The organism is Streptomyces albus subsp. albus (assembly GCF_000725885.1).
GTDB classification, from domain to species: domain Bacteria; phylum Actinomycetota; class Actinomycetes; order Streptomycetales; family Streptomycetaceae; genus Streptomyces; species Streptomyces albus.
Window position 1 is genome coordinate 17,407 of sequence record NZ_JODR01000016.1, and the last position, 17,534, is coordinate 34,940.

The 17,534-nt window shown below is 71.1% G+C and carries 15 protein-coding genes; 9 read left to right on the plus strand and 6 right to left on the minus strand.

The annotated features are described in order from the left end of the window. The first annotated feature begins 25 nt into the window (after window positions 1-25). Window positions 26-1,771 (plus strand): lysine--tRNA ligase, encoded by a 1,746-nt coding sequence (gene lysS, locus IO40_RS0118335; RefSeq protein WP_016472857.1) that lies wholly within the window; start codon window positions 26-28, stop codon window positions 1,769-1,771. A gap of 54 nt (window positions 1,772-1,825) precedes the next feature. Here lysS and IO40_RS0118340 read toward each other — a convergent pair whose 3' ends face one another. The 3 genes from IO40_RS0118340 to IO40_RS0118350 form a co-directional block, all read right to left on the minus strand. Next, window positions 1,826-3,400, minus strand: a complete 1,575-nt coding sequence (locus tag IO40_RS0118340) for a DUF2637 domain-containing protein (protein ID WP_016472856.1) — start codon at window positions 3,398-3,400, stop codon at window positions 1,826-1,828. 55 nt (window positions 3,401-3,455) lie between these two features. Then, window positions 3,456-4,289: a DUF3558 domain-containing protein gene (locus tag IO40_RS0118345; protein ID WP_244190323.1), complete on the minus strand. Its 834-nt coding sequence runs from the start codon at window positions 4,287-4,289 to the stop codon at window positions 3,456-3,458. A 211-nt stretch (window positions 4,290-4,500) separates the two neighbouring features. Next, window positions 4,501-5,466 (minus strand): hypothetical protein, encoded by a 966-nt coding sequence (locus tag IO40_RS0118350; protein ID WP_234336552.1) that lies wholly within the window; start codon window positions 5,464-5,466, stop codon window positions 4,501-4,503. Window positions 5,467-6,000: 534 nt separating this feature from the next. On the opposite strand from IO40_RS0118350, the gene IO40_RS0118355 reads away from it, so the two are divergent. Then, window positions 6,001-7,791, plus strand: a complete 1,791-nt coding sequence (locus tag IO40_RS0118355) for a BCCT family transporter (protein WP_016472853.1) — start codon at window positions 6,001-6,003, stop codon at window positions 7,789-7,791. Between the two features lie 138 nt (window positions 7,792-7,929). Here the strand turns inward: IO40_RS0118355 and IO40_RS0118360 are convergent, their stop codons facing one another. Both IO40_RS0118360 and IO40_RS38855 read right to left on the minus strand, forming a co-directional pair. Then, on the minus strand, window positions 7,930-8,871 hold the full coding sequence (locus IO40_RS0118360) for a DUF389 domain-containing protein (RefSeq protein WP_016472852.1): 942 nt from the start codon (window positions 8,869-8,871) through the stop codon (window positions 7,930-7,932). Between the two features lie 146 nt (window positions 8,872-9,017). Next, complete coding sequence (locus IO40_RS38855) at window positions 9,018-9,740, minus strand: hypothetical protein (RefSeq protein ID WP_234324621.1); 723 nt, start codon at window positions 9,738-9,740, stop codon at window positions 9,018-9,020. A gap of 136 nt (window positions 9,741-9,876) precedes the next feature. Here IO40_RS38855 and hemL point away from each other — a divergent pair, with 136 nt between their 5' ends. The 7 genes from hemL to IO40_RS0118400 all read left to right on the plus strand — a co-directional run bounded on the left by hemL (window position 9,877) and on the right by IO40_RS0118400 (window position 17,052). Next, window positions 9,877-11,205, plus strand: coding sequence for a glutamate-1-semialdehyde 2,1-aminomutase (gene hemL / locus IO40_RS0118370; protein ID WP_078616266.1), 1,329 nt, complete (start codon window positions 9,877-9,879; stop codon window positions 11,203-11,205). Between the two features lie 104 nt (window positions 11,206-11,309). Continuing rightward, the gene (locus IO40_RS0118375) at window positions 11,310-11,966 is read left to right on the plus strand and encodes a histidine phosphatase family protein (RefSeq protein WP_041968524.1); all 657 of its coding nucleotides are present in this window, start codon (window positions 11,310-11,312) and stop codon (window positions 11,964-11,966) included. 240 nt (window positions 11,967-12,206) lie between these two features. After that, window positions 12,207-12,809: a TlpA family protein disulfide reductase gene (locus IO40_RS0118380; RefSeq protein ID WP_016472848.1), complete on the plus strand. Its 603-nt coding sequence runs from the start codon at window positions 12,207-12,209 to the stop codon at window positions 12,807-12,809. A 7-nt stretch (window positions 12,810-12,816) separates the two neighbouring features. Next, window positions 12,817-13,611: a cytochrome c biogenesis CcdA family protein gene (locus tag IO40_RS0118385; protein ID WP_016472847.1), complete on the plus strand. Its 795-nt coding sequence runs from the start codon at window positions 12,817-12,819 to the stop codon at window positions 13,609-13,611. 3 nt (window positions 13,612-13,614) lie between these two features. Next, window positions 13,615-15,333, plus strand: coding sequence for a cytochrome c biogenesis protein ResB (gene resB / locus IO40_RS0118390; protein WP_031175758.1), 1,719 nt, complete (start codon window positions 13,615-13,617; stop codon window positions 15,331-15,333). After that, the gene (gene ccsB / locus IO40_RS0118395; RefSeq protein ID WP_016472845.1) at window positions 15,330-16,445 is read left to right on the plus strand and encodes a c-type cytochrome biogenesis protein CcsB; all 1,116 of its coding nucleotides are present in this window, start codon (window positions 15,330-15,332) and stop codon (window positions 16,443-16,445) included. The genes resB and ccsB overlap by 4 nt, the downstream gene beginning before the upstream one ends. A gap of 61 nt (window positions 16,446-16,506) precedes the next feature. After that, window positions 16,507-17,052: an SRPBCC domain-containing protein gene (locus tag IO40_RS0118400; RefSeq protein ID WP_016472844.1), complete on the plus strand. Its 546-nt coding sequence runs from the start codon at window positions 16,507-16,509 to the stop codon at window positions 17,050-17,052. A gap of 101 nt (window positions 17,053-17,153) precedes the next feature. Here the strand turns inward: IO40_RS0118400 and IO40_RS0118405 are convergent, their stop codons facing one another. Then, on the minus strand, window positions 17,154-17,462 hold the full coding sequence (locus tag IO40_RS0118405) for a PLD nuclease N-terminal domain-containing protein (protein ID WP_016472843.1): 309 nt from the start codon (window positions 17,460-17,462) through the stop codon (window positions 17,154-17,156). Between the last annotated feature and the right edge of the window lie 72 nt (window positions 17,463-17,534).

The following is a 17,534-nucleotide window of genomic DNA, read 5'->3' on the forward strand; positions in this document are numbered from 1 at the left end:
GCGCGACGAGAAGGAAGTGCCGGACGTGGCTCAGACCACCCACGAGGCCGACTGGGTCTCCCGTATCGCCGATGAGGTCATCGCCGAAGCGGAGCGCCGCGCACCGGGGAAAACACTCGTCTGCGCCTCCGGGCTGAGCCCCTCGGGCCCGATCCACCTGGGCAACCTGCGCGAGGTGATGGTCCCGCACCTGGTCGCCGACGAGATCAAGCGGCGCGGTGTGGACTGCGAACACATCCTGTCCTGGGACGACTACGACCGGTTCCGCAAGGTACCGGCCGGTGTCGAGGGCGTGGACGAGTCCTGGAACGAGCACATCGGACGCCCCCTCACCTCCGTGCCCGCCCCGGCCGGCAGCCCGTACGCCAACTGGGCCGAGCACTTCAAGGCCGCCATGGAGGCGTCCTTGCTGGAGCTGGGCGTGCAGTACCGCGGCATCAGCCAGACCGCGCAGTACACCTCGGGCGCCTACACCGAGCAGATCCTCTTCGCGATGCGGGAGCGGGAGCGCATCGACGCCGTCCTCGACCGCTACCGGACGCTGGAGAAGGGCGCCAAGAACGCCCAGAAGCAGGCCAAGCAGCAAAAGCCGGCCGACGAGGCGGAGGTGCGGGCCGCCGAGGGTTCCGGTGCCGCCGCCGAGGACGACGGCTCGGGCGCCGGCGCGGGCTCCGCGTACTACCCGTACAAGCCTTACTGCACCGCCTGCGGCCGGGACCTGACGACGGTCACCGCCTACGACGACGAGACCACCGAGCTGACCTACAGCTGCCAGTGCGGCCACGGCGAGACGGTCGAGCTGCGCTCCTTCCACCACGGCAAGCTGGTGTGGAAGGTCGACTGGCCGATGCGCTGGGCGTACGAGGGCGTCGTCTTCGAGCCCTCCGGCGTGGACCACCAGTCGCCGGGCTCCTCGTTCGTGGTCGGCGGGCAGCTCGTCAAGGAGATCTTCGGCGGCGAGCAGCCCATCGGCCCCATGTACGCCTTCGTCGGCATCAGCGGCATGGCCAAGATGTCCTCCTCCAAGGGCGGCGTGCCCACCCCGGCCGACGCCCTCCAGATCATGGAGGCCCCGCTGCTGCGCTGGCTGTACGCGCGGCGCAAGCCCAACCAGTCCTTCAAGGTCGCCTTCGACCAGGAGATCCAGCGCACCTACGACGAGTGGGACGCGCTCACCCGCAAGATCTCCGACGGCAGCGCCCAGCCGGCGGACATCGCCGCGCACACCCGCGCCTCGTCCACCGCGCGCGGCCCGCTGCCGATCACCCCGCGCCCGCTGCCGTACCGCACCCTCGCCTCGGTCACCGACATCACCGGCGGCCACGAGGAGCAGACGCTGCGCATCCTCAGCGAACTCGACCCCGAGCACCCGGTGCACTCCCTGGACGAGGTCCGGCCCCGGCTGGACCGGGCCCACCGCTGGATCACCACGCAGGTGCCGGCCGACCAGCGCACCCGCGTGCGGGACGAGCCCGACACCGGACTGCTGGCCTCGCTCGACGACGCACAGCGCGAGTCCCTCCGGCTGCTGCTGGACGGACTGGAGGAGAACTGGTCCCTGGAGGGGCTGACGGCACTGGTGTACGGCGTGCCGAAGGTGCAGGCCGGGCTGGACCCGGACGCCAAGCCGACCCCCGAGCTGAAGGTCGCCCAGCGCGGCTTCTTCGCTCTCCTGTACCGCCTGCTCGTCAGCCGGGAGACGGGCCCCCGTCTGCCCACCCTCCTGCTGGCCGTCGGCGCCGACCGGGTCCGCAAGCTGCTGGGGGCGTAGCCCTCCCGGCCCGGCCGGAGCGGTCTTCGCACCGGCCGGGCCCGGCCTCTCCGCTCAGCCGGTGAGGCCCATCTCGATGTTGTAGCGGTCCTTGAACTCCCGCATGTAGGTGTCGAGGTACGCCACGTTCAGCGGGTTGCCGTCCGCGGTGCTCACGCCCATGGTCTCCCGCAGGGCGAGGGCGAGTTCGGCGGCGTTGGGGAACTCCCCGTGCGTGGCGACGTACTGGCGGTACGCCTCGAAGTAGACCTCCTCGCGCGGTACCCCGTCCGGGATGCCGACCGGCTGGCCGCCGTCCCACGGATCGTCTTCGTACCCGTGGGGGCCGTCTGCGGAGCCGTCGGCGCCGGGGCCGGCCGTGGCGGTCGTGCCGGTTGCGGCGGTCGTGCCGGACGCGTCGGTCTCGTAGTCCTCGTGGTCCTCCTGGCCGCTGTGCTCCTCGGCGTCCTCGCGGCCTCGGTAGCCCCCGTGTTCGGCGTTGCCGTCGTACTGGCCGTACTCGTCGTACCGGCCGTACCCGCCGTAGCCGTCGGGGGCGTACTCGTCCTCGTGGACCGGTACGGGCTCCGGCGGGCGGGGCTCGATGAACAGCTCCTCCGGCCGTGCCGGCGCGGCGAGCACCCGGCGTGGTGCGGGACCCTCCGGCTGCGCCCCGGCGTCGGCCTCGGGCAGCTGCCGGGACGCCTCCTGGGGCCCGTGCTCCGCCACCATGACGGGCACGGCCGCGTCGTCCCCCGCCTCCGGAGCGACCTCGTGGCCGGGGACGGTTTCGTGACCGGCCAGGTCCTGCGGGCCGGGTGCGGCCTGGTGCGCGAACTCGTGGGCCAGCGCCTGCTCCGGCCCCTCGGGTACGGCGGCGGTGGCCAGCGCGTGCTGAGGCCCGGCGGCCAGGGTGCCCTCCGCCTCCCCGGCCTGCTGCCCGGGCGCCGGCTTCGTCAGCTCCGGCGGCTCGGTCAGTTTGGTGGCCTGCGGCGCCGTCTCCCGCAGGGGCACCCCGTAGCGCGCCAGCTTGAGCGGCATCAGCGCCTCGACGGGCGCCCGGCGACGCCATGACCTGCCGTACCGCGCGCGCAGCCGGGTCTCGTAGATCAGCCGGTCCTGTTCCATCCGGATGACCTCCTCGTAACTGCGCAGCTCCCACAGCTTCATCCGCCGCCACAGCCGGAAGGTGGAGGGGAAGGCCAGCAGCCAGCGGGAGAGGCGGACGCCCTCCATGTGCTTGTCGGCGGTGATGGCCGCGACCCGGCCGGTGGCGTGCCGGGCGGCCTCGACGGTGACGACGAAGAGCACCGGGATGACCGCGTGCATGCCCACGCCCAGCGGGTCGGGCCAGGCGGCGGCGCCGTTGAAGGCGATGGTCGCGGCCGTCAGGAGCCAGGCGGTCTGCCGGAGCAGGGGGAAGGGGATGCGGATCCAGGTCAGCAGCAGGTCGAGGGCGAGCAGGACGACGATGCCGGCGTCCACCCCGATCGGGAAGAAGGGGGAGAAGGCGCCGAAGCCCTTGCGTTCGGCGAGTACGCGGACGGCCGCGTAGGAGCCGGCGAAGCCGATGGCCGCGATGACGATGGCGCCGGCGACGACGACGGCGATGAGTATGCGGTGTATTCGGGTCAGTTGTACGCCCTGCACTGGAGTTGTCCCCCACCCTTGGAAACTTGCGGCCCCAGCCTGGCACACCGCCGTGTCAGGGACACGCGGAGCCCGGCCCTGGGGGCGGGCCGGGCTCGGGGGAGTGCGTTGCGCGGGCCGCCCCGGCGCCCCGGGCCGGCCTCGTCGGGGCTGGTGCCCAGGCGGGCCCCGGGGCGGCCATGGTGGGCCGGGCGGGCCCCGGTGGGGCCGGTGGGGCGGGGCGGCCTCGGTGGGGCGGGGGCGGGGGGGCCCGGGGGGACTTGTTGTGCTTTATCGCTTCCTTTGCCGCCTTCTCCCCGTTCTTTTTTTCCTCCTCGGCAGCCTGGTACTCCTCGGACTTGCCCTTGGCGTCCTGCTTCTTCGTCTCGAAGGCGACGGCCGCCGCCTCGTCGCCGATGTCGGAGACGGGGGACTGCTTGAGCTTGCGGTTGTCCTTGTCGCTGCTCTTCTCGCCCAGCTGCTGCTTGAGGTACTCGGCGGCGCGCTTGTCGCCGGAGCCGATGGCCGGCTCGGAGTCGAAGCGCTTGAGGGAGAGGGTCAGCTGCCGGTAGTCGTACTTGTCCAGTCCGCTCCACAGGCAGCTGTTGGAGTCGTTGGTGTCCCCGGATCCGACGCGCTTGCCCGAGGCGTTGTCCGTGCCGGGCGTGAGGTCCTTGACGGCGCCCTTGGCGATGCTCTTGCAGGAGTCGGGCAGCTCCTTGTACTTCGCGGGCGCCACGGTCGGTGACTTGCTCGCCGAGGCCGAGGGCTTGTCGGACTCGGCGGGCTTGTCGGAGTCCGAGGAGCAGCCGGCGATCAGCAGGACGGGGAACGCCACTGCCGCACAGGCGAGCGTGTTCCTGACGGTCCTGCTCCGTCGAGGGGCGTTGCGCGGGGCGTTTCGGTACATGGTTCCTTCGCTTCCGGGTTCTTCACCTGTTGTGCCGAGCCGGGGGGTGGCAGCGGTGCTGTGACGGAACGGTACGCAACCCGGGGTGTGGTGTGGCCACTTCCGGGGCCCTTCCGCGGCGTGGGACTGCCCACAACGTGGGGTCGACCACAGAGGGGGAAGCGGACACGGCCGGACGAGCCGGGCCAAGCGGGCATACCGGGTGAAGGTGTCAGTCCTCGAACTGCTCCGCGAGCTGTACGGCCAGCTCACGCGCTCTTTCCTGGAGGTCCTCGCTGCCCGGAATGCGGTTCTTGTCGGTCACCCACTGGTCGTACTCGACGGTGGCGATCACATTCGCCGTACGGAACACCAGGGTGATGTCCCGGTGCAGCCCGGAGTCCGCGGTGTGCAGCTCGTCGTCGATGTAGGCGGAGTCCCCGATGTCCTCCAGGGCGCGCGGCGCCAGATCCTCGTTCTGTGCGGGGGAGGACGGGTCACCGCTCTCCTGCGGGGTCGCGCTCTCGTCCGCCTCGTCCGTGGGGGTGGACTTGCCTTCGGGGGTCACCCCGCCGGACTTGCCCTCCTTGTCACCCTTGGCCCCCTTGGTGGCCCCGTCTCCCTCTTCGCCCCCGTCTCCCTTTTCCCCCTTTTCGTGCGTCTTGCCGTCCTCCGTGTTGGCCTCGGGGGACTCGGTCGCGTCGTCCGACTCCTTGTCGGCGTCGTCCGGGGAGAGGGGGATGCCGGCCTTGCGGGCCTTCTTGGCGAACAGCTGCTCGGCCTGCTCGTCGTCGCTGACGGCCGGATCGTAGGAGACGACCCGTTCGAAGTCGACGTTCAGATGGCGGGTGCTGAGCGTGGTGGCGTCCTTCCAGCGGCAGCCGACCCGCCGGTCGGTGTCGTAGGTCGCGCTCGGCTCGCCCTCGAAGGGGCCGCGGTCCGCATCCGGGGAGGCGCTGCCGTCCTTCTCGGCCGCGGCGGCGCCCGGGAGCATCTGGCGCAGAGTGCTGACGGGCACCACGTCGCACGGCTTGGGGAGCGTGCGGTATTTGCCGGGCTCGGCCGCCGTCGGGGAGGCGGAGGAGCCGCCGGGCTTGCCGTCGTCGTCGCCGTCGGAGCCGGAGGAGCCGGTGCAGCCGGTGAGCGCGCCGGCGAGTACGAGGGCCAGTGCGGCGTTGGTCGCGTACGTCGCGCACACGACGTACCTCTTTGCCCTCCGCGGCACGGCTGGCCTCCTCGTTCCGGGATGTCATGGGGGTCTCGCCGGTGGCGTACGCCCGGAAAAGCGTGCTGCCGACGGGCGACGGCACCATGTCTACCGCACGTGCCGCCGAGGCGTCCGGTCGGCTGGCGGCTATGGTGTCCGAAGTCCGCTTTTTCCCTTTTGTCACCTCTTCGCCGTGGTTCCTCCGCCCTGTGCCCTTCGTGGTCCCGCAGCGTTCCGGCCGGTGCCGTCCCCGTGCTGTGCCCGGTGGCTTCGGCGGCGGTCCTCCGTCGCCCGGCGAGCCCGGCCCGGGTCAGCCGGGCCCCCGCGCCGAGGCGCCGTCGCATTCGCTGACGGGCGGTCAGGTTGCGTCGACATAGGGGGAGTTGGGCGAAAAATTCGAGCTCAGGGGAGCGTCATATGGCCGGATTAACTTCCCGGAAGCCGGGCAGGCGTGCTCCGAATCCATGTCGGAATCGCGCGCGTAAGAGGACCGCTCGTCCTCCGGAGGAAGGGCAATAGACGAACGTGAAACCTGAGACAGAGGAGGCTCATGCCTCCAGCGGGGGACTGACCAGGGGCCCGCAGACCGACCGCCTGGTGTTCGGCATCACGGCGCTGCTCACACTCGCCTTCGTCGTCTGGGGCGCCGTCGCCACGGACTCGCTGGGCGACGTCTCGGCCACGATGCTGGACTGGACGATGCACAACGGCGGCTGGGCCTTCGTCCTGGCCGCAACGGGCTTCGTCATCTTCTCGCTGTGGCTGGCGTTCAGCCGCTACGGCAAGATCACGCTCGGCAAGGAGGGCGAGAAGCCCGAGTTCCGGACCGTGTCCTGGATCGCGATGATGTTCAGCGCGGGCATGGGCATCGGTCTGATGTTCTACGGGGTGAGCGAGCCGCTGAGCCACTTCGGCGCTCCGCCGCCCGGGACCGACCCGGCCAACGACGCGGAGCGGATGCAGACGTCCCTGGCCACCACGCTCTTCCACTGGACGCTCCACCCGTGGGCGATCTACGCGGTGGTCGGCCTGGCCATCGCCTACAGCTGCTTCCGCCGGGGCCGCCGGCAGACGATCAGTGCGGTCTTCACCCCGCTGATCGGCGAGAAGGCCGCCAACGGCGGCGTCGGCAGGGTCATCGACATCCTGGCGATCTTCGCGACGCTGTTCGGCTCGGCCGCCTCCCTGGGGCTGGGCGCGCTCCAGATCGGCAGCGGCATAGAGGAGGCGGGCTGGGCGAGCAAGGTCAGCACCAGCGTGCTGGTCGTCATCATCGCCGTGCTGACCGCCGGGTTCGTCTTCTCCGCCGTCTCCGGCGTGGAGAAGGGCGTGCAGTGGCTGTCCAACATCAACATGGTGCTGGCCGGCCTGCTGGTGCTCTTCCTCTTCATCGTCGGCCCGACGATCCTGATGCTCAACATGGTGCCGACGTCCATCGGCAGCTACCTCGGTGACCTGCCACAGATGATCGGGCGCACCGACTCCAGCAGCGGCAAGGGCGTCGCGGAATGGCTCTCCGGCTGGACCGTCTTCTACTGGGCCTGGTGGATCTCCTGGACGCCGTTCGTGGGCATGTTCATCGCCCGTATCAGCCGGGGCCGCACCATCCGCCAGTTCGTCGGCGGCGTGATCCTGGTGCCGAGCGTCGTGAGCCTCATCTGGTTCGCGATCTTCGGCGGTACGGCGATGAAGCTCCAGAGCGACGGCGTCAAGCTGGGCGACACCCAGGAGTCGCAGCTGTTCAACGTGCTGCGCGAGTACCCGATCGCCAGCGTCACCGGGCTGATCGTGATGATCCTGGTCGGCATCTTCTTCGTCTCCGGGGCGGACGCCGCCTCCATCGTGATGGGCACCCTCTCGCAGAAGGGCACGCTGGAGCCCAGCCGGGCGGTCGTCATCGTCTGGGGTGTCCTCACCGGTGCGGTGGGCGCCATCATGCTGATGATCGGCGGCGGTGGTGACGAGGCGCTGGAAGGGCTGAAGAACCTCACCATCCTGGTGGCGGTGCCCTTCACCGTGGTGATGATCGGATTGTGTCTGGCGCTCACCAAGGACCTGCGCCGCGACCCGCTGATCATCCGTACCGAACTGGGCGAGGAGGCCGTCGGCAGCGCGGTGGTCGCCGGGCACGAACAGTACGGCGGCGACTTCGAGTTCCGTATCGGCCCGGTCGACCCGAACGCGCCGAAGCTCGACGCCGAGGTGCTGGACGCGGAGGTCGCACAGGCCGTCCAGGACGCGGCGAGGGCCGCCGAGGACAACGACACCGACGCCGCGTCGCGGCCGGAGAACGGCGACGGCCGGAGCAAGGGATGAACGCCTTTGCCGGGTGGCGGGCGCCCCTCCGGTGAGGAGCGGTCCATAGCCGTACACAGGACAGCGGGCGATCCGTAGCCGTACGCACGACAACGGGCGTTCCGTCGCCGCACAGCGCGGCGGCGGGACGCCCGTTCGTCATGAGCGGACGGTGAGCGGGCGGCGCTTGTACGCCCAGAACAGCTTCTGCCCCAGCAGCGTCAGGGTGCCCGCCAGCACGATCCCGGCCAGGTTGACCAGCAGTTGGAGGAACGAGCCGCCCGTCTCGGCGAGGTTGCCGTAGCTGAGGGCGAGCGCCGCGTTGGCCGCGGCCGGCACGGTCGTCACCGAGATGGCGACCCCCACCAGCGCCCCCGACTTCGCCGAGGTGAGCGAGACGATGCCAGCCACCCCGGCCAGCAGGGCGACCACGAAGGAGAGCGGGTCGGGCTTCCAGATGAAGTCCGTCATGGGGTGCGGTTTGACGAAGTCGGCGTACTCGAACAGGCCGAGCGCGTCCATCAGCACACAGAACGCGCCGGTCAGCAGCATCGCCACCGGGAAGCCGACCAGCACCGCGACGGCCGAGCGCCACAGCAGCCGCGGCGCCCGTCGCACGATGCCGGTGCACACCCCCGCCAGCGGGCCGAACTCGGGCCCCACCACCATCGCGCCGACGATCAGCACCGCGCTGTCCGAGATGACACCGCAGGCCGCCAGCATCGTCGCGACGGTCAGGAACGTGAGATAGGTGAGGGTCAGCCGGGATTCCTCGTGGGTGGCCTCGGTCAGCGACTCCCACAGCACGGCGTCCACGCCCTCGCCCGGCGCCTGGGCCTCGGCCTGTTCGGCACGGGTGGAGAGGGACAGGTCGATGTCCTCGACGGCGACGGCACCGTGTTCGGGGAGCCCCATCTCCCTGAGCCCGGCCAGAAGATCGTCGCCCGCCTCACGGGCGACGTCGCACATCACGACATCCCCTGCCGGGTCCCGGGCCGCCCCCTCCAGCACCACGAGATGGGTGGTGCCCACCGTCCCCCGCAGGAGGGTGGTGACCTCCTGCGTGCGGTCGGCGGGCGCGATGATCCGCAGATGCAGCATGAGGCGGCAGCCTAGCCGCAGCCGGGCCACCGCCCGCTTCCCGTGCGGGTTTCCTGACGGTTGCCTGTCGGCGGGCCGCCCTTGCCGGGGGGCGCACGACGAAGGCGGGGTCCGAAGACCCCGCCCGTGTGTCAGGTAATGCGCGCTCAGGGCCACACCAGGCAGTACGCCTGGTGGCCGGCCTCGTGGAGGCGGTCGGAGAAGTCCTGCCAGCGGTGGAGCAGTTGGTAGACGTTGAAGGCGTCCTGCGGGCCGGCGCGGTCGGGGACCGTGGACCAGATGAAGGCCGCGGCGCCCACCGTCTCCTCGCCGACGCCGCGCAGCGGGTCGACCACCGTCATCGGCAGCTTCACCACCGCGTAGTCGGGGTGGAGCACGACGAGTTCGAGCGGCGGCACCCGGTGCAGCGGTATGCCCTCGATCCCCGTCAGCACCATCGCCGCCATCGTCTCGGGCTTGATCTTGGTGAACATGCCCTGGCCCAGCTCGTCCCCGCCCAGTTCCTCCGGGCGCATCGAGATGGGCACACGCGCGGCTGTGGCGCCGTCCGGCGCCCCGAAATACTTGTAGGTCACCCCCATTCGGCCGCCACCCCTGCCGCTCCTGGTCTTCGCCGTGCTGCCGATTCCCGCCGGGCCGCCGCCCGCGACGAGGCCGCCGCCCCGTCCGATGCCGCCGCCCGGGGTCCCGCTCCGTGCCCCCGTGCCGTCATGCCCCGTAACGCCCGGAGTGCTCCCGGTGTTCCCCGTGCTGCCCGCCGTGGTTCCGCTCCCGGTCTCGGCCGCGGCGCGCCTGTGGCGCCCCTGCGCACGCTCCGGGCCAGTCTCCGAGGGGCCGTGCCCCTCTCCCAGTCCGCCACCGCGATGCATGTCACCACCCGACTGCTCATCCGAGCCGCACTGCCGTCCCGGTGCGGCCCGATCATCGTGTCAGAGACCTCCCCGTCCCACGGAGTGTGAAACGCCCCCGAAGCCCCGTACGCGGGCCTCTGACACCATGGCTTTCGTGACTTACTCGTACAGCGCACCAGTATCGCAGTCGCTCTTCGACCGCGCCGCCGTCGTGACGCCGGGAGGGGTGAACTCGCCGGTCCGCGCCTTCCGCGGGGTGGGCGGTACGCCCCGTTTCATGGTGTCCGGTTCCGGTCCGTACCTGACGGACGCCGACGGCAGGGAGTACGTGGACCTCGTCTGTTCCTGGGGGCCCATGATCCTGGGCCACGCGCACCCCGAGGTGACCGAGGCCGTGCGGCAGGCCGTCGAGCGGGGCACCTCCTTCGGCACCCCGGTCGAGGCGGAGGTCGCCCTCGCCGAGGAGATCGTGAACCGGATCGACCCCGTTGAGCAGGTACGACTCGTCTCCTCGGGCACCGAGGCGACCATGTCGGCGATCCGGCTGGCGCGCGGTTTCACCGGCCGCGCGAAGGTGATCAAGTTCGCCGGCTGCTACCACGGGCACGTCGACGCGCTGCTCGCCTCGGCCGGCTCCGGCGTCGCCACGCTGGGTCTGCCCGACACCCCCGGCGTCACCGGGGCGCAGGCCGGCGACACGATCGTGCTGCCGTATAACGATCTGGACGCGGTCCGCGAGGCGTTCGCCGCACACCCCCGCCAGATCGCCTGTGTGATCACCGAGGCGTCGCCGGGCAACATGGGCATCGTCCCGCCGCGGCCCGGCTTCAACCAGGCGCTGAAGGACCTGTGCCACGCCGACGGCGCCCTCTTCATCTCCGACGAGGTCATGACCGGCTTCCGGGCGAGCGCGCACGGCTGGTACGGCATCGACGGGGTGGCCCCCGACCTGATGACCTTCGGCAAGGTGATGGGCGGCGGCTTCCCCGCCGCCGCGTTCGGCGGGCGCAAGGACGTCATGGAGCACCTGGCCCCGGCCGGCCCCGTCTACCAGGCGGGCACGCTCTCGGGCAACCCTGTCGCCGCCGCCGCGGGCCTGGCCCAGCTGCGGGTACTGGGCCGCGACGGCTTCGCCGCGCACGCCGTGGTGGACGCCGCCGCCCGCCAGGTGCGTGAACTGGTCGGCGAGGCGCTGACCAAGGCGGGTGTGGCGCACACGGTGCAGACGGCCGGCTCCATGTTCTCCGTCTTCTTCGGCGACTGGGGCGAGGACGGCGTCACCGACTACGACGCCGCCAAGCGGCAGGAGTCCCACCGCTTCACCGCGTTCTTCCACTCGATGCTCTCCCAGGGCGTCTACCTGCCGCCCTCCGGCTTCGAGGTGTGGTTCGTCTCCGCCGCGCACGACGAGCGGGCGATCGAGCGCATCGCCGACGCGCTGCCCGCCGCTGCCCGCGCCGCCGCCGAGGCGGTGCCGGCATGAGCCAGGGCGAGGACATCGGCCGGGACGCCGGCACCCAGGCCCTCGACAGCGGCGCGGCGCACGGCGCCGCCAAGGACGAGAAGACGGTCACCGTCGTGCACGTGATGCGGCACGGCGAGGTGCACAACCCCACCGGGCTGCTCTACGGGCGGCTGCCCGGCTACCACCTGTCCGATTTGGGCCGGCGGATGGCCGACCGCGTCGCCGAGCACCTGGAGTCGCGTGACATCACCCACGTGGTCGCCTCGCCGCTGGAGCGCGCACAGGAGACCGCCACGCCCATCGCCAAGGCGCACGGTCTCGACGTGGGCACCGACGCCCGGCTGATCGAGGCCGGGAACGTCTTCGAGGGCAAGACCTTCGGCGTCGGCGACGGCGCCCTGCGCCGGCCGGAGAACTGGCGGCACCTGCGCAACCCCTTCCGGCCCTCCTGGGGCGAGCCGTACCTGGAGCAGGTCGTGCGGATGCGCACCGCGATCGAGTCCGCCAAGGACGCGGCGCGCGGGCACGAGGCCGTGTGCGTCAGCCACCAGCTCCCCATCTGGGTGCTGCGCAGCTTCGTCGAGCACCGCAGGCTCTGGCACGACCCGCGACGGCGCCAGTGCACCCTCGCCTCGCTGACGAGCTTCACCTTCCTCGGCGACCGGATCGTCTCCGTCGGCTACTCCGAGCCCGCACTCGACCTGGTGCCGCCGCATCTGCGGGCGGGGGCCAAGCAGCGGGGCGGCAAGGGCGCCCAGCAGCGGGGTGCCGGCGCCTGAGCCAGGCCCCGGCGGCGGGACGGCACGCCCCCTGCGGAGGGGCGTGCCCCGCGCCGGGCCGCAGCTCTTCGCCGCTCTCGCGGCGGTCTCGGGACGCGGTCCTCGGGGTGCGGCCCGAAGAAGTGCCGAGCCGGGTGCGGTGTGGGTGCTCGGGCCGGGGAAAAGCGCCTGTGCCGGGGCGGGTCCGTGCGGGAAGGGGGGTGCGGAAGATCGTGTGGGGGCCCATGCGAAACTTTTCACATGAGCCAGACCCGCGCCTCCCGCCGCCGCATCCCGCTGCTGGCCGCCGGCGTCGCAGCCGGCGCACTGGTGCTGACCGGCTGCGGCGGTGAGAAGACCGGCTCGTCCTCCGGCGACACGAAGTTCGTCAAGGGCACGGGCGAGATCACCAAGGTGGCCGAGGGCAAGCGCAAGGCGGCACCGGACCTGGCGGGCGACTCGGTGGACGGGAAGAAGCTGAAGCTCTCCGACTACAAGGGCAAGGTCGTCGTCCTCAACGTGTGGGGCTCGTGGTGCAGCCCCTGCCGCGCCGAGGCGCCCAACCTGGCCAAGGTCGCCCGCGACACCGAGGACAAGGGCGTCCAGTTCGTCGGGCTCAACACCCGCGACCTGGACAAGGCCAACGCGCAGGCGTTCGAGCGCAACTACGACATCGACTACCCGAGCTTCTACGACCCCAGCGGCAAGCTCATCCTCAAGTTCCCCAAGAACACCCTCTCCCCGCAGGCCATCCCCTCCACGTTGATCCTCGACAAGGACGGGAAGGTCGCGGTGCGGGCGCTGAAGGAACTGAGCGAGAAGGAGCTGCGCTCGGCGCTCGACCCCCTGATCGACGCGAAGTGACCGCACCATGACCACGTACGCGGCCGGCCCCGTGACCCAGCTCGCGGCCACGGGCATGAACGACACCGTCCTCAACGGTGCGCTGCTGCTGGCACTGCCCATCGCACTGCTGGGCGGGCTGGTCTCCTTCTTCTCGCCGTGCGTGCTGCCGCTGGTGCCCGGCTACCTCTCCTATGTGACCGGCGTCAGCGGCACCGACCTGGCCGAGGCGCGGCGCGGCCGGATGTTCCTGGGCGCGGGCCTGTTCGTCCTCGGCTTCACCGCCGTCTTCGTCTCCGGCGGCGCCCTCTTCGGCGGTTTCGGCGCCACGCTCCAGGAACACCGCGCCGTCATCTCCAAGGTGCTGGGCGTGCTCACGATCGTGCTGGGGCTCGCCTTCATGGGCGCGCTGGGCCCGCTGGCCCGCTTCACCCAGCGCGAGCTGCGCATCCACAAGCGTCCCGCGATAGGGCTGGCCGGGGCGCCGATGCTGGGGGTGCTCTTCGGCATCGGGTGGACGCCGTGCATCGGCCCGACCCTCGCCGCCGTGCTCACCCTCTCCTCGGACCAGGGGAGCGCGGGCCGGGGCGCGCTGCTGACGGTGGCCTACTGTCTGGGGCTGGGCGTCCCGTTCGTCCTCGCCGCGCTCGCCTTCCGCCGGGCGCTGGGCGCCTTCGGCTGGGTGAAGCGGCACTACGCGTGGGTCATGCGGCTGGGCGGCGGGATGCTCGTCGCGGTCGGTGTCCTGCTCGTCACCGGCATCTGGGACCGGATCGTCTACGAGATCACGGTCTGGTCGTCCGACTTCACCGTGGGGATCTGAGCCATGAGCACGACCGATACCGGCAAGGACGTCGGCGGCGGGACCGAGCCCGCGGCCGGGAAGGGCGCCGGTGACGGCGGGGAGCGGGAGGCCGCCGCCCAGCTGTCGACGGCACCCAGCGAGGAGAAGCTGAACGTTCCCTCGCTCGGGCCGCTGGGCTGGGCCCGCTGGTTCTGGCGCCAGCTCACCTCGATGCGGGTGGCCCTGATCCTGCTCTTCCTGCTGTCGCTGGCCGCGATCCCCGGCTCCGTCATCCCGCAGACCCCGGTGGACGCGCTGAAGGTGGAGCGCTTCCACGAGGAGCACACGACGCTGGCGCCGATCTACGACAAGCTCCAGCTGTTCGACGTCTACACGTCGGTGTGGTTCTCGGCGATCTACATCCTGCTGTTCATCTCGCTGATCGGCTGCATCCTCCCGCGGACCTGGCAGTTCATCGGCCAGCTGCGCTCCCGCCCGCCGCGGGCCCCGCGCCGGCTGAACCGGATGCCGGTCTACGCGACCTGGCAGACCGAGGCGGAGCCGGAGAAGGTGCTCCGGGCCGCCCGTTCGCTGCTGGCCCGCAGGCGCTTCCGCACCCACCAGGAGGGGAACGCGGTCGCCTCGGAGAAGGGCTATCTGCGCGAGGCGGGAAACCTGATGTTCCACATCGCGCTGGTCGTGCTGCTGCTGGCGTTCGCGTCCGGACAGCTGTTCAAGTCCGAGGGCCGCAAGCTGATGGTGCAGGGCGACGGCTTCTCCAACGTGCTCACCCAGTACGACGACTTCCGGTCCGGGTCGCTGTTCACCGCGGACATGCTCGACCCCTTCTCCTTCCGGCTCAAGAACTTCCACGCCTCCTACGCCCGCAGCGGCCCCAACAAGGGCACCGCCCGCGACTACCGGGCGGACATCGCCTACAGCAAGGGCGCGGACGGCAAGGAGACCGACGCCACGATCAAGGTGAACCACCCGCTGGAGATCGGCTCCTCCAAGGTCTACCTGATCGCCAACGGGTTCGCGCCCGTCGTCTCCGTCAAGGACGGCAAGGGCAACATCGCCTACCGCGGCCCGGTGCCGTTCCTCCAGCAGGACAACAACCAGACGTCCAGCGGCGTCGTCAAGGTCACCGACTACCGCGACGCCAAGGGCCGCAAGGACCAGCTCGGCTTCCAGGGCTTCTTCGTCCCGGACTTCCGGCCGGACAGCGGCACGATGTTCTCCCAGTCGCCCGAGCTGAGGAACCCGGCGATGTTCCTGACCGCCTACCACGGCGACCTCGGTCTCAACGGCGGCCAGGCGCAGAACGTGTACCAGCTCGACACCGCCAACATGACGAAGTTCAAGAAGAAGGACGGCAGCCCCTTCGCCAAGAAGCTCACCCCCGGCGACACCATGAGCCTGCCGAACGGCGCGGGTTCCCTCACCTTCGAGGGCGTCAAGAAGTGGGCGAACTTCCAGGTCTCGCACCAGGTCGGCAACGGCTGGGCCCTCGGCGGCGCGCTAGCGGCCATCGCGGGGCTCGCGGGCTCGCTGTTCATCCAGCGCCGCCGGGTGTGGGTGCGGGCCGTCACCGGCGACGACGGGCGTACCGTCGTCGAGCTGGCCGGCCTGGGCCGCAGCGAGTCGGCACGCCTGCCCGAAGAACTCGCCTCCCTCGCGACCGCCATGCAGGACGCGGCACCCACCGCGCCTGCGGACTTTGTCGATCCTGCTGAAGCCCCCGAAGGAGCAGGTAAGTGAACCTCCTCGCAGCCCAGACCAACGAACAGTTGGCGCACATCAGCAACTATCTGGTCTATTCGGCGATGGCCGTCTACACGCTGGCCTTCTTCGCGCACTGCGCCGAGTGGACGTTCGGCTCACGCAGCAAGGTGGCGCGCACGGCAGCCGCGCTGACCAGCAAGCCCGCCGAGGAGAGCGTGCCCGCGCAGGGCCCCGCCGTCTCCGTGCGCTCCGCGTCGGCGGACGGCGGCACGGCCGTGCTGGAGAAGCCGGCGCCGCCCAAGATCGTCACCCGCTCGGCGAGCGGCCGGCGCGGTGACCTGCCCGACGGGCCGGGTGCCGCGGGCGGCGACGCGCAGGGCGACATGTACGGCCGTATCGCCATCTCGCTGACGGTGCTGGCCTTCCTGCTGCACTTCGGCGGGGTGCTGACCCGGTCGCTGTCGGTGCAGCGCGCCCCCTGGGGCAACATGTACGAGTTCTCCACGGCCTTCTCCATGGTCGCCGTCGCCGCGTACCTGGGCTTCCTGATCGCCAAGAAGAACATCCGCTGGATCGGGCTGCCGCTGGTCACCACCGTGCTGCTGGACCTCGGCCTGGCCGTCACCGTCCTGTACACCGACAGCGACCAGCTCGTGCCGGCGCTGCACTCGTACTGGCTGTGGATCCACGTCTCGCTCGCCATCATCTGCGGCGCGCTGCTCTACGTCGGCTTCGTCGCGACGCTGCTCTACCTGTTCCGGGACTTCTACGAGACCAAGCTGCTGGCCGGCGGCAAGCCCGGCAAGGTGCGCACCTCGATCATGGAGCGGCTGCCCTCCGCCAGTTCGCTGGACAAGTTCGCCTACCGCATCAACGCCGCGGTCTTCCCCTTCTGGACCTTCACCATCGTCGCGGGCGCCATCTGGGCGGGCGAGGCGTGGGGCCGCTACTGGGGCTGGGACCCCAAGGAGGTCTGGTCCTTCATCACCTGGGTCGCCTACGCTGCCTACCTGCACGCGCGGGCCACGGCGGGCTGGAAGGGCCGCAAGGCGGCGTGCCTGGCCCTCCTGGCGTTCGCCTGCTATCTGTTCAACTACTACGGCGTGAACATCCTCTTCAACGGCATGCACTCCTACGCGGGTGTCTGAGGCGCCGGTCCCTGCTCCAGAGGTTGTGCACACGGTCCGGTCGCGGGACGAAGGTGGAACGATGAACACCGACAGCCAGGCACCGGTACCCGGCGGGGTGCCGTACGGGACAGCGCGCAGCAGCGCCGACGGGGCCGCGCACACCGTCGGTTTCGAGCTGACGTTCCCGCACCCGTTGGAGAGCGTGTGGGCCGCTGTCGCCACCCCCGCCGGGCTGCGGGGCTGGCTGGCCGCCGCCGACCGCTTCGAGCCCGGTCCCGGCGGCGCGGTCACCCTGCGCTGGCGGGACGGGGCACCCGATGGCGACCCGGCCCCCGCCCCCGGTCGGATCACCGCCTGGTCGCGGCGGCGGCTCGCCGAGTACACCGTGGACGCGCGCGGGTCCTTCGGCTTCACCCTGCGCGGCGCACTGGACGACGACCGCACCCGGGTCCGCTTCCGCAACGACTTCACCGGCGACGCGGAACACCTGCTGGACGCCCTCGCCGACTGGCACCAGCACTTCGAGCTGCTGAGCGAGGAACTGTACGGCCGCCCGGTGGACTGGGCGGCCTGGACACCGGAGCGCTTCGCCGAGCTGCGGGCCCAGTACGCGGCCCGGGTCTGAGACGGGGGCCCGCGCCGCGCCCGTCGGCGACCGGCGGCGGTCAGCGGCCCGGACGCGAGGGACCGGTCAGCGGGACCGGACGGGGAGGACGCGGCTGAGCGTCACTCGTCCCGCTCGGGGTCCTTCGGGTGCTGCTCGTCCAGGGACTTGAGGAACTCGGGGTTGTCGTCGGGAGCGACCCAGCGGCGCTCGTCGGGGCGGGTCGCGCCGTACGGGGCGTTGCGGCGGGGCCGGCCGACCGCGAACCAGGCGATGGGCCCCAGCAGCACCTGCCCGAACAGCAGGATGATGATCACCCACATCACCTTGGGCAGTTTGCGCACCTCGTTCTCGGGCGTGTTCAGGCAGTCGATGAACGCGTAGATCCACAGGGCGAGGATCAGAAGGAAGGGCAGGAGCCTGATGATCACGCGGAACGCCCCCCTGGGTGCGAGATGCCGCTTAACGGATGCCGTGCGGGGGCCCGGCTCGCGGGTCCCCAC

Bases quoted from the DNA above. Each gene is read 5' to 3' on its own strand.
- resB (WP_031175758.1), top strand. From the start codon at position 13,615: ATGAGCACGACCGATACCGGCAAGGACGTCGGCGGCGGGACCGAGCCC.
- IO40_RS0118400 (WP_016472844.1), top strand. From the start codon at position 16,507: ATGAACACCGACAGCCAGGCACCGGTACCCGGCGGGGTGCCGTACGGG.
- IO40_RS38855 (WP_234324621.1), bottom strand. From the start codon at position 9,740: ATGCATCGCGGTGGCGGACTGGGAGAGGGGCACGGCCCCTCGGAGACT.
- IO40_RS0118345 (WP_244190323.1), bottom strand. From the start codon at position 4,289: ATGTACCGAAACGCCCCGCGCAACGCCCCTCGACGGAGCAGGACCGTC.
- IO40_RS0118380 (WP_016472848.1), top strand. From the start codon at position 12,207: ATGAGCCAGACCCGCGCCTCCCGCCGCCGCATCCCGCTGCTGGCCGCC.
- IO40_RS0118375 (WP_041968524.1), top strand. From the start codon at position 11,310: ATGCGGCACGGCGAGGTGCACAACCCCACCGGGCTGCTCTACGGGCGG.
- IO40_RS0118360 (WP_016472852.1), bottom strand. From the start codon at position 8,871: ATGCTGCATCTGCGGATCATCGCGCCCGCCGACCGCACGCAGGAGGTC.
- IO40_RS0118385 (WP_016472847.1), top strand. From the start codon at position 12,817: ATGACCACGTACGCGGCCGGCCCCGTGACCCAGCTCGCGGCCACGGGC.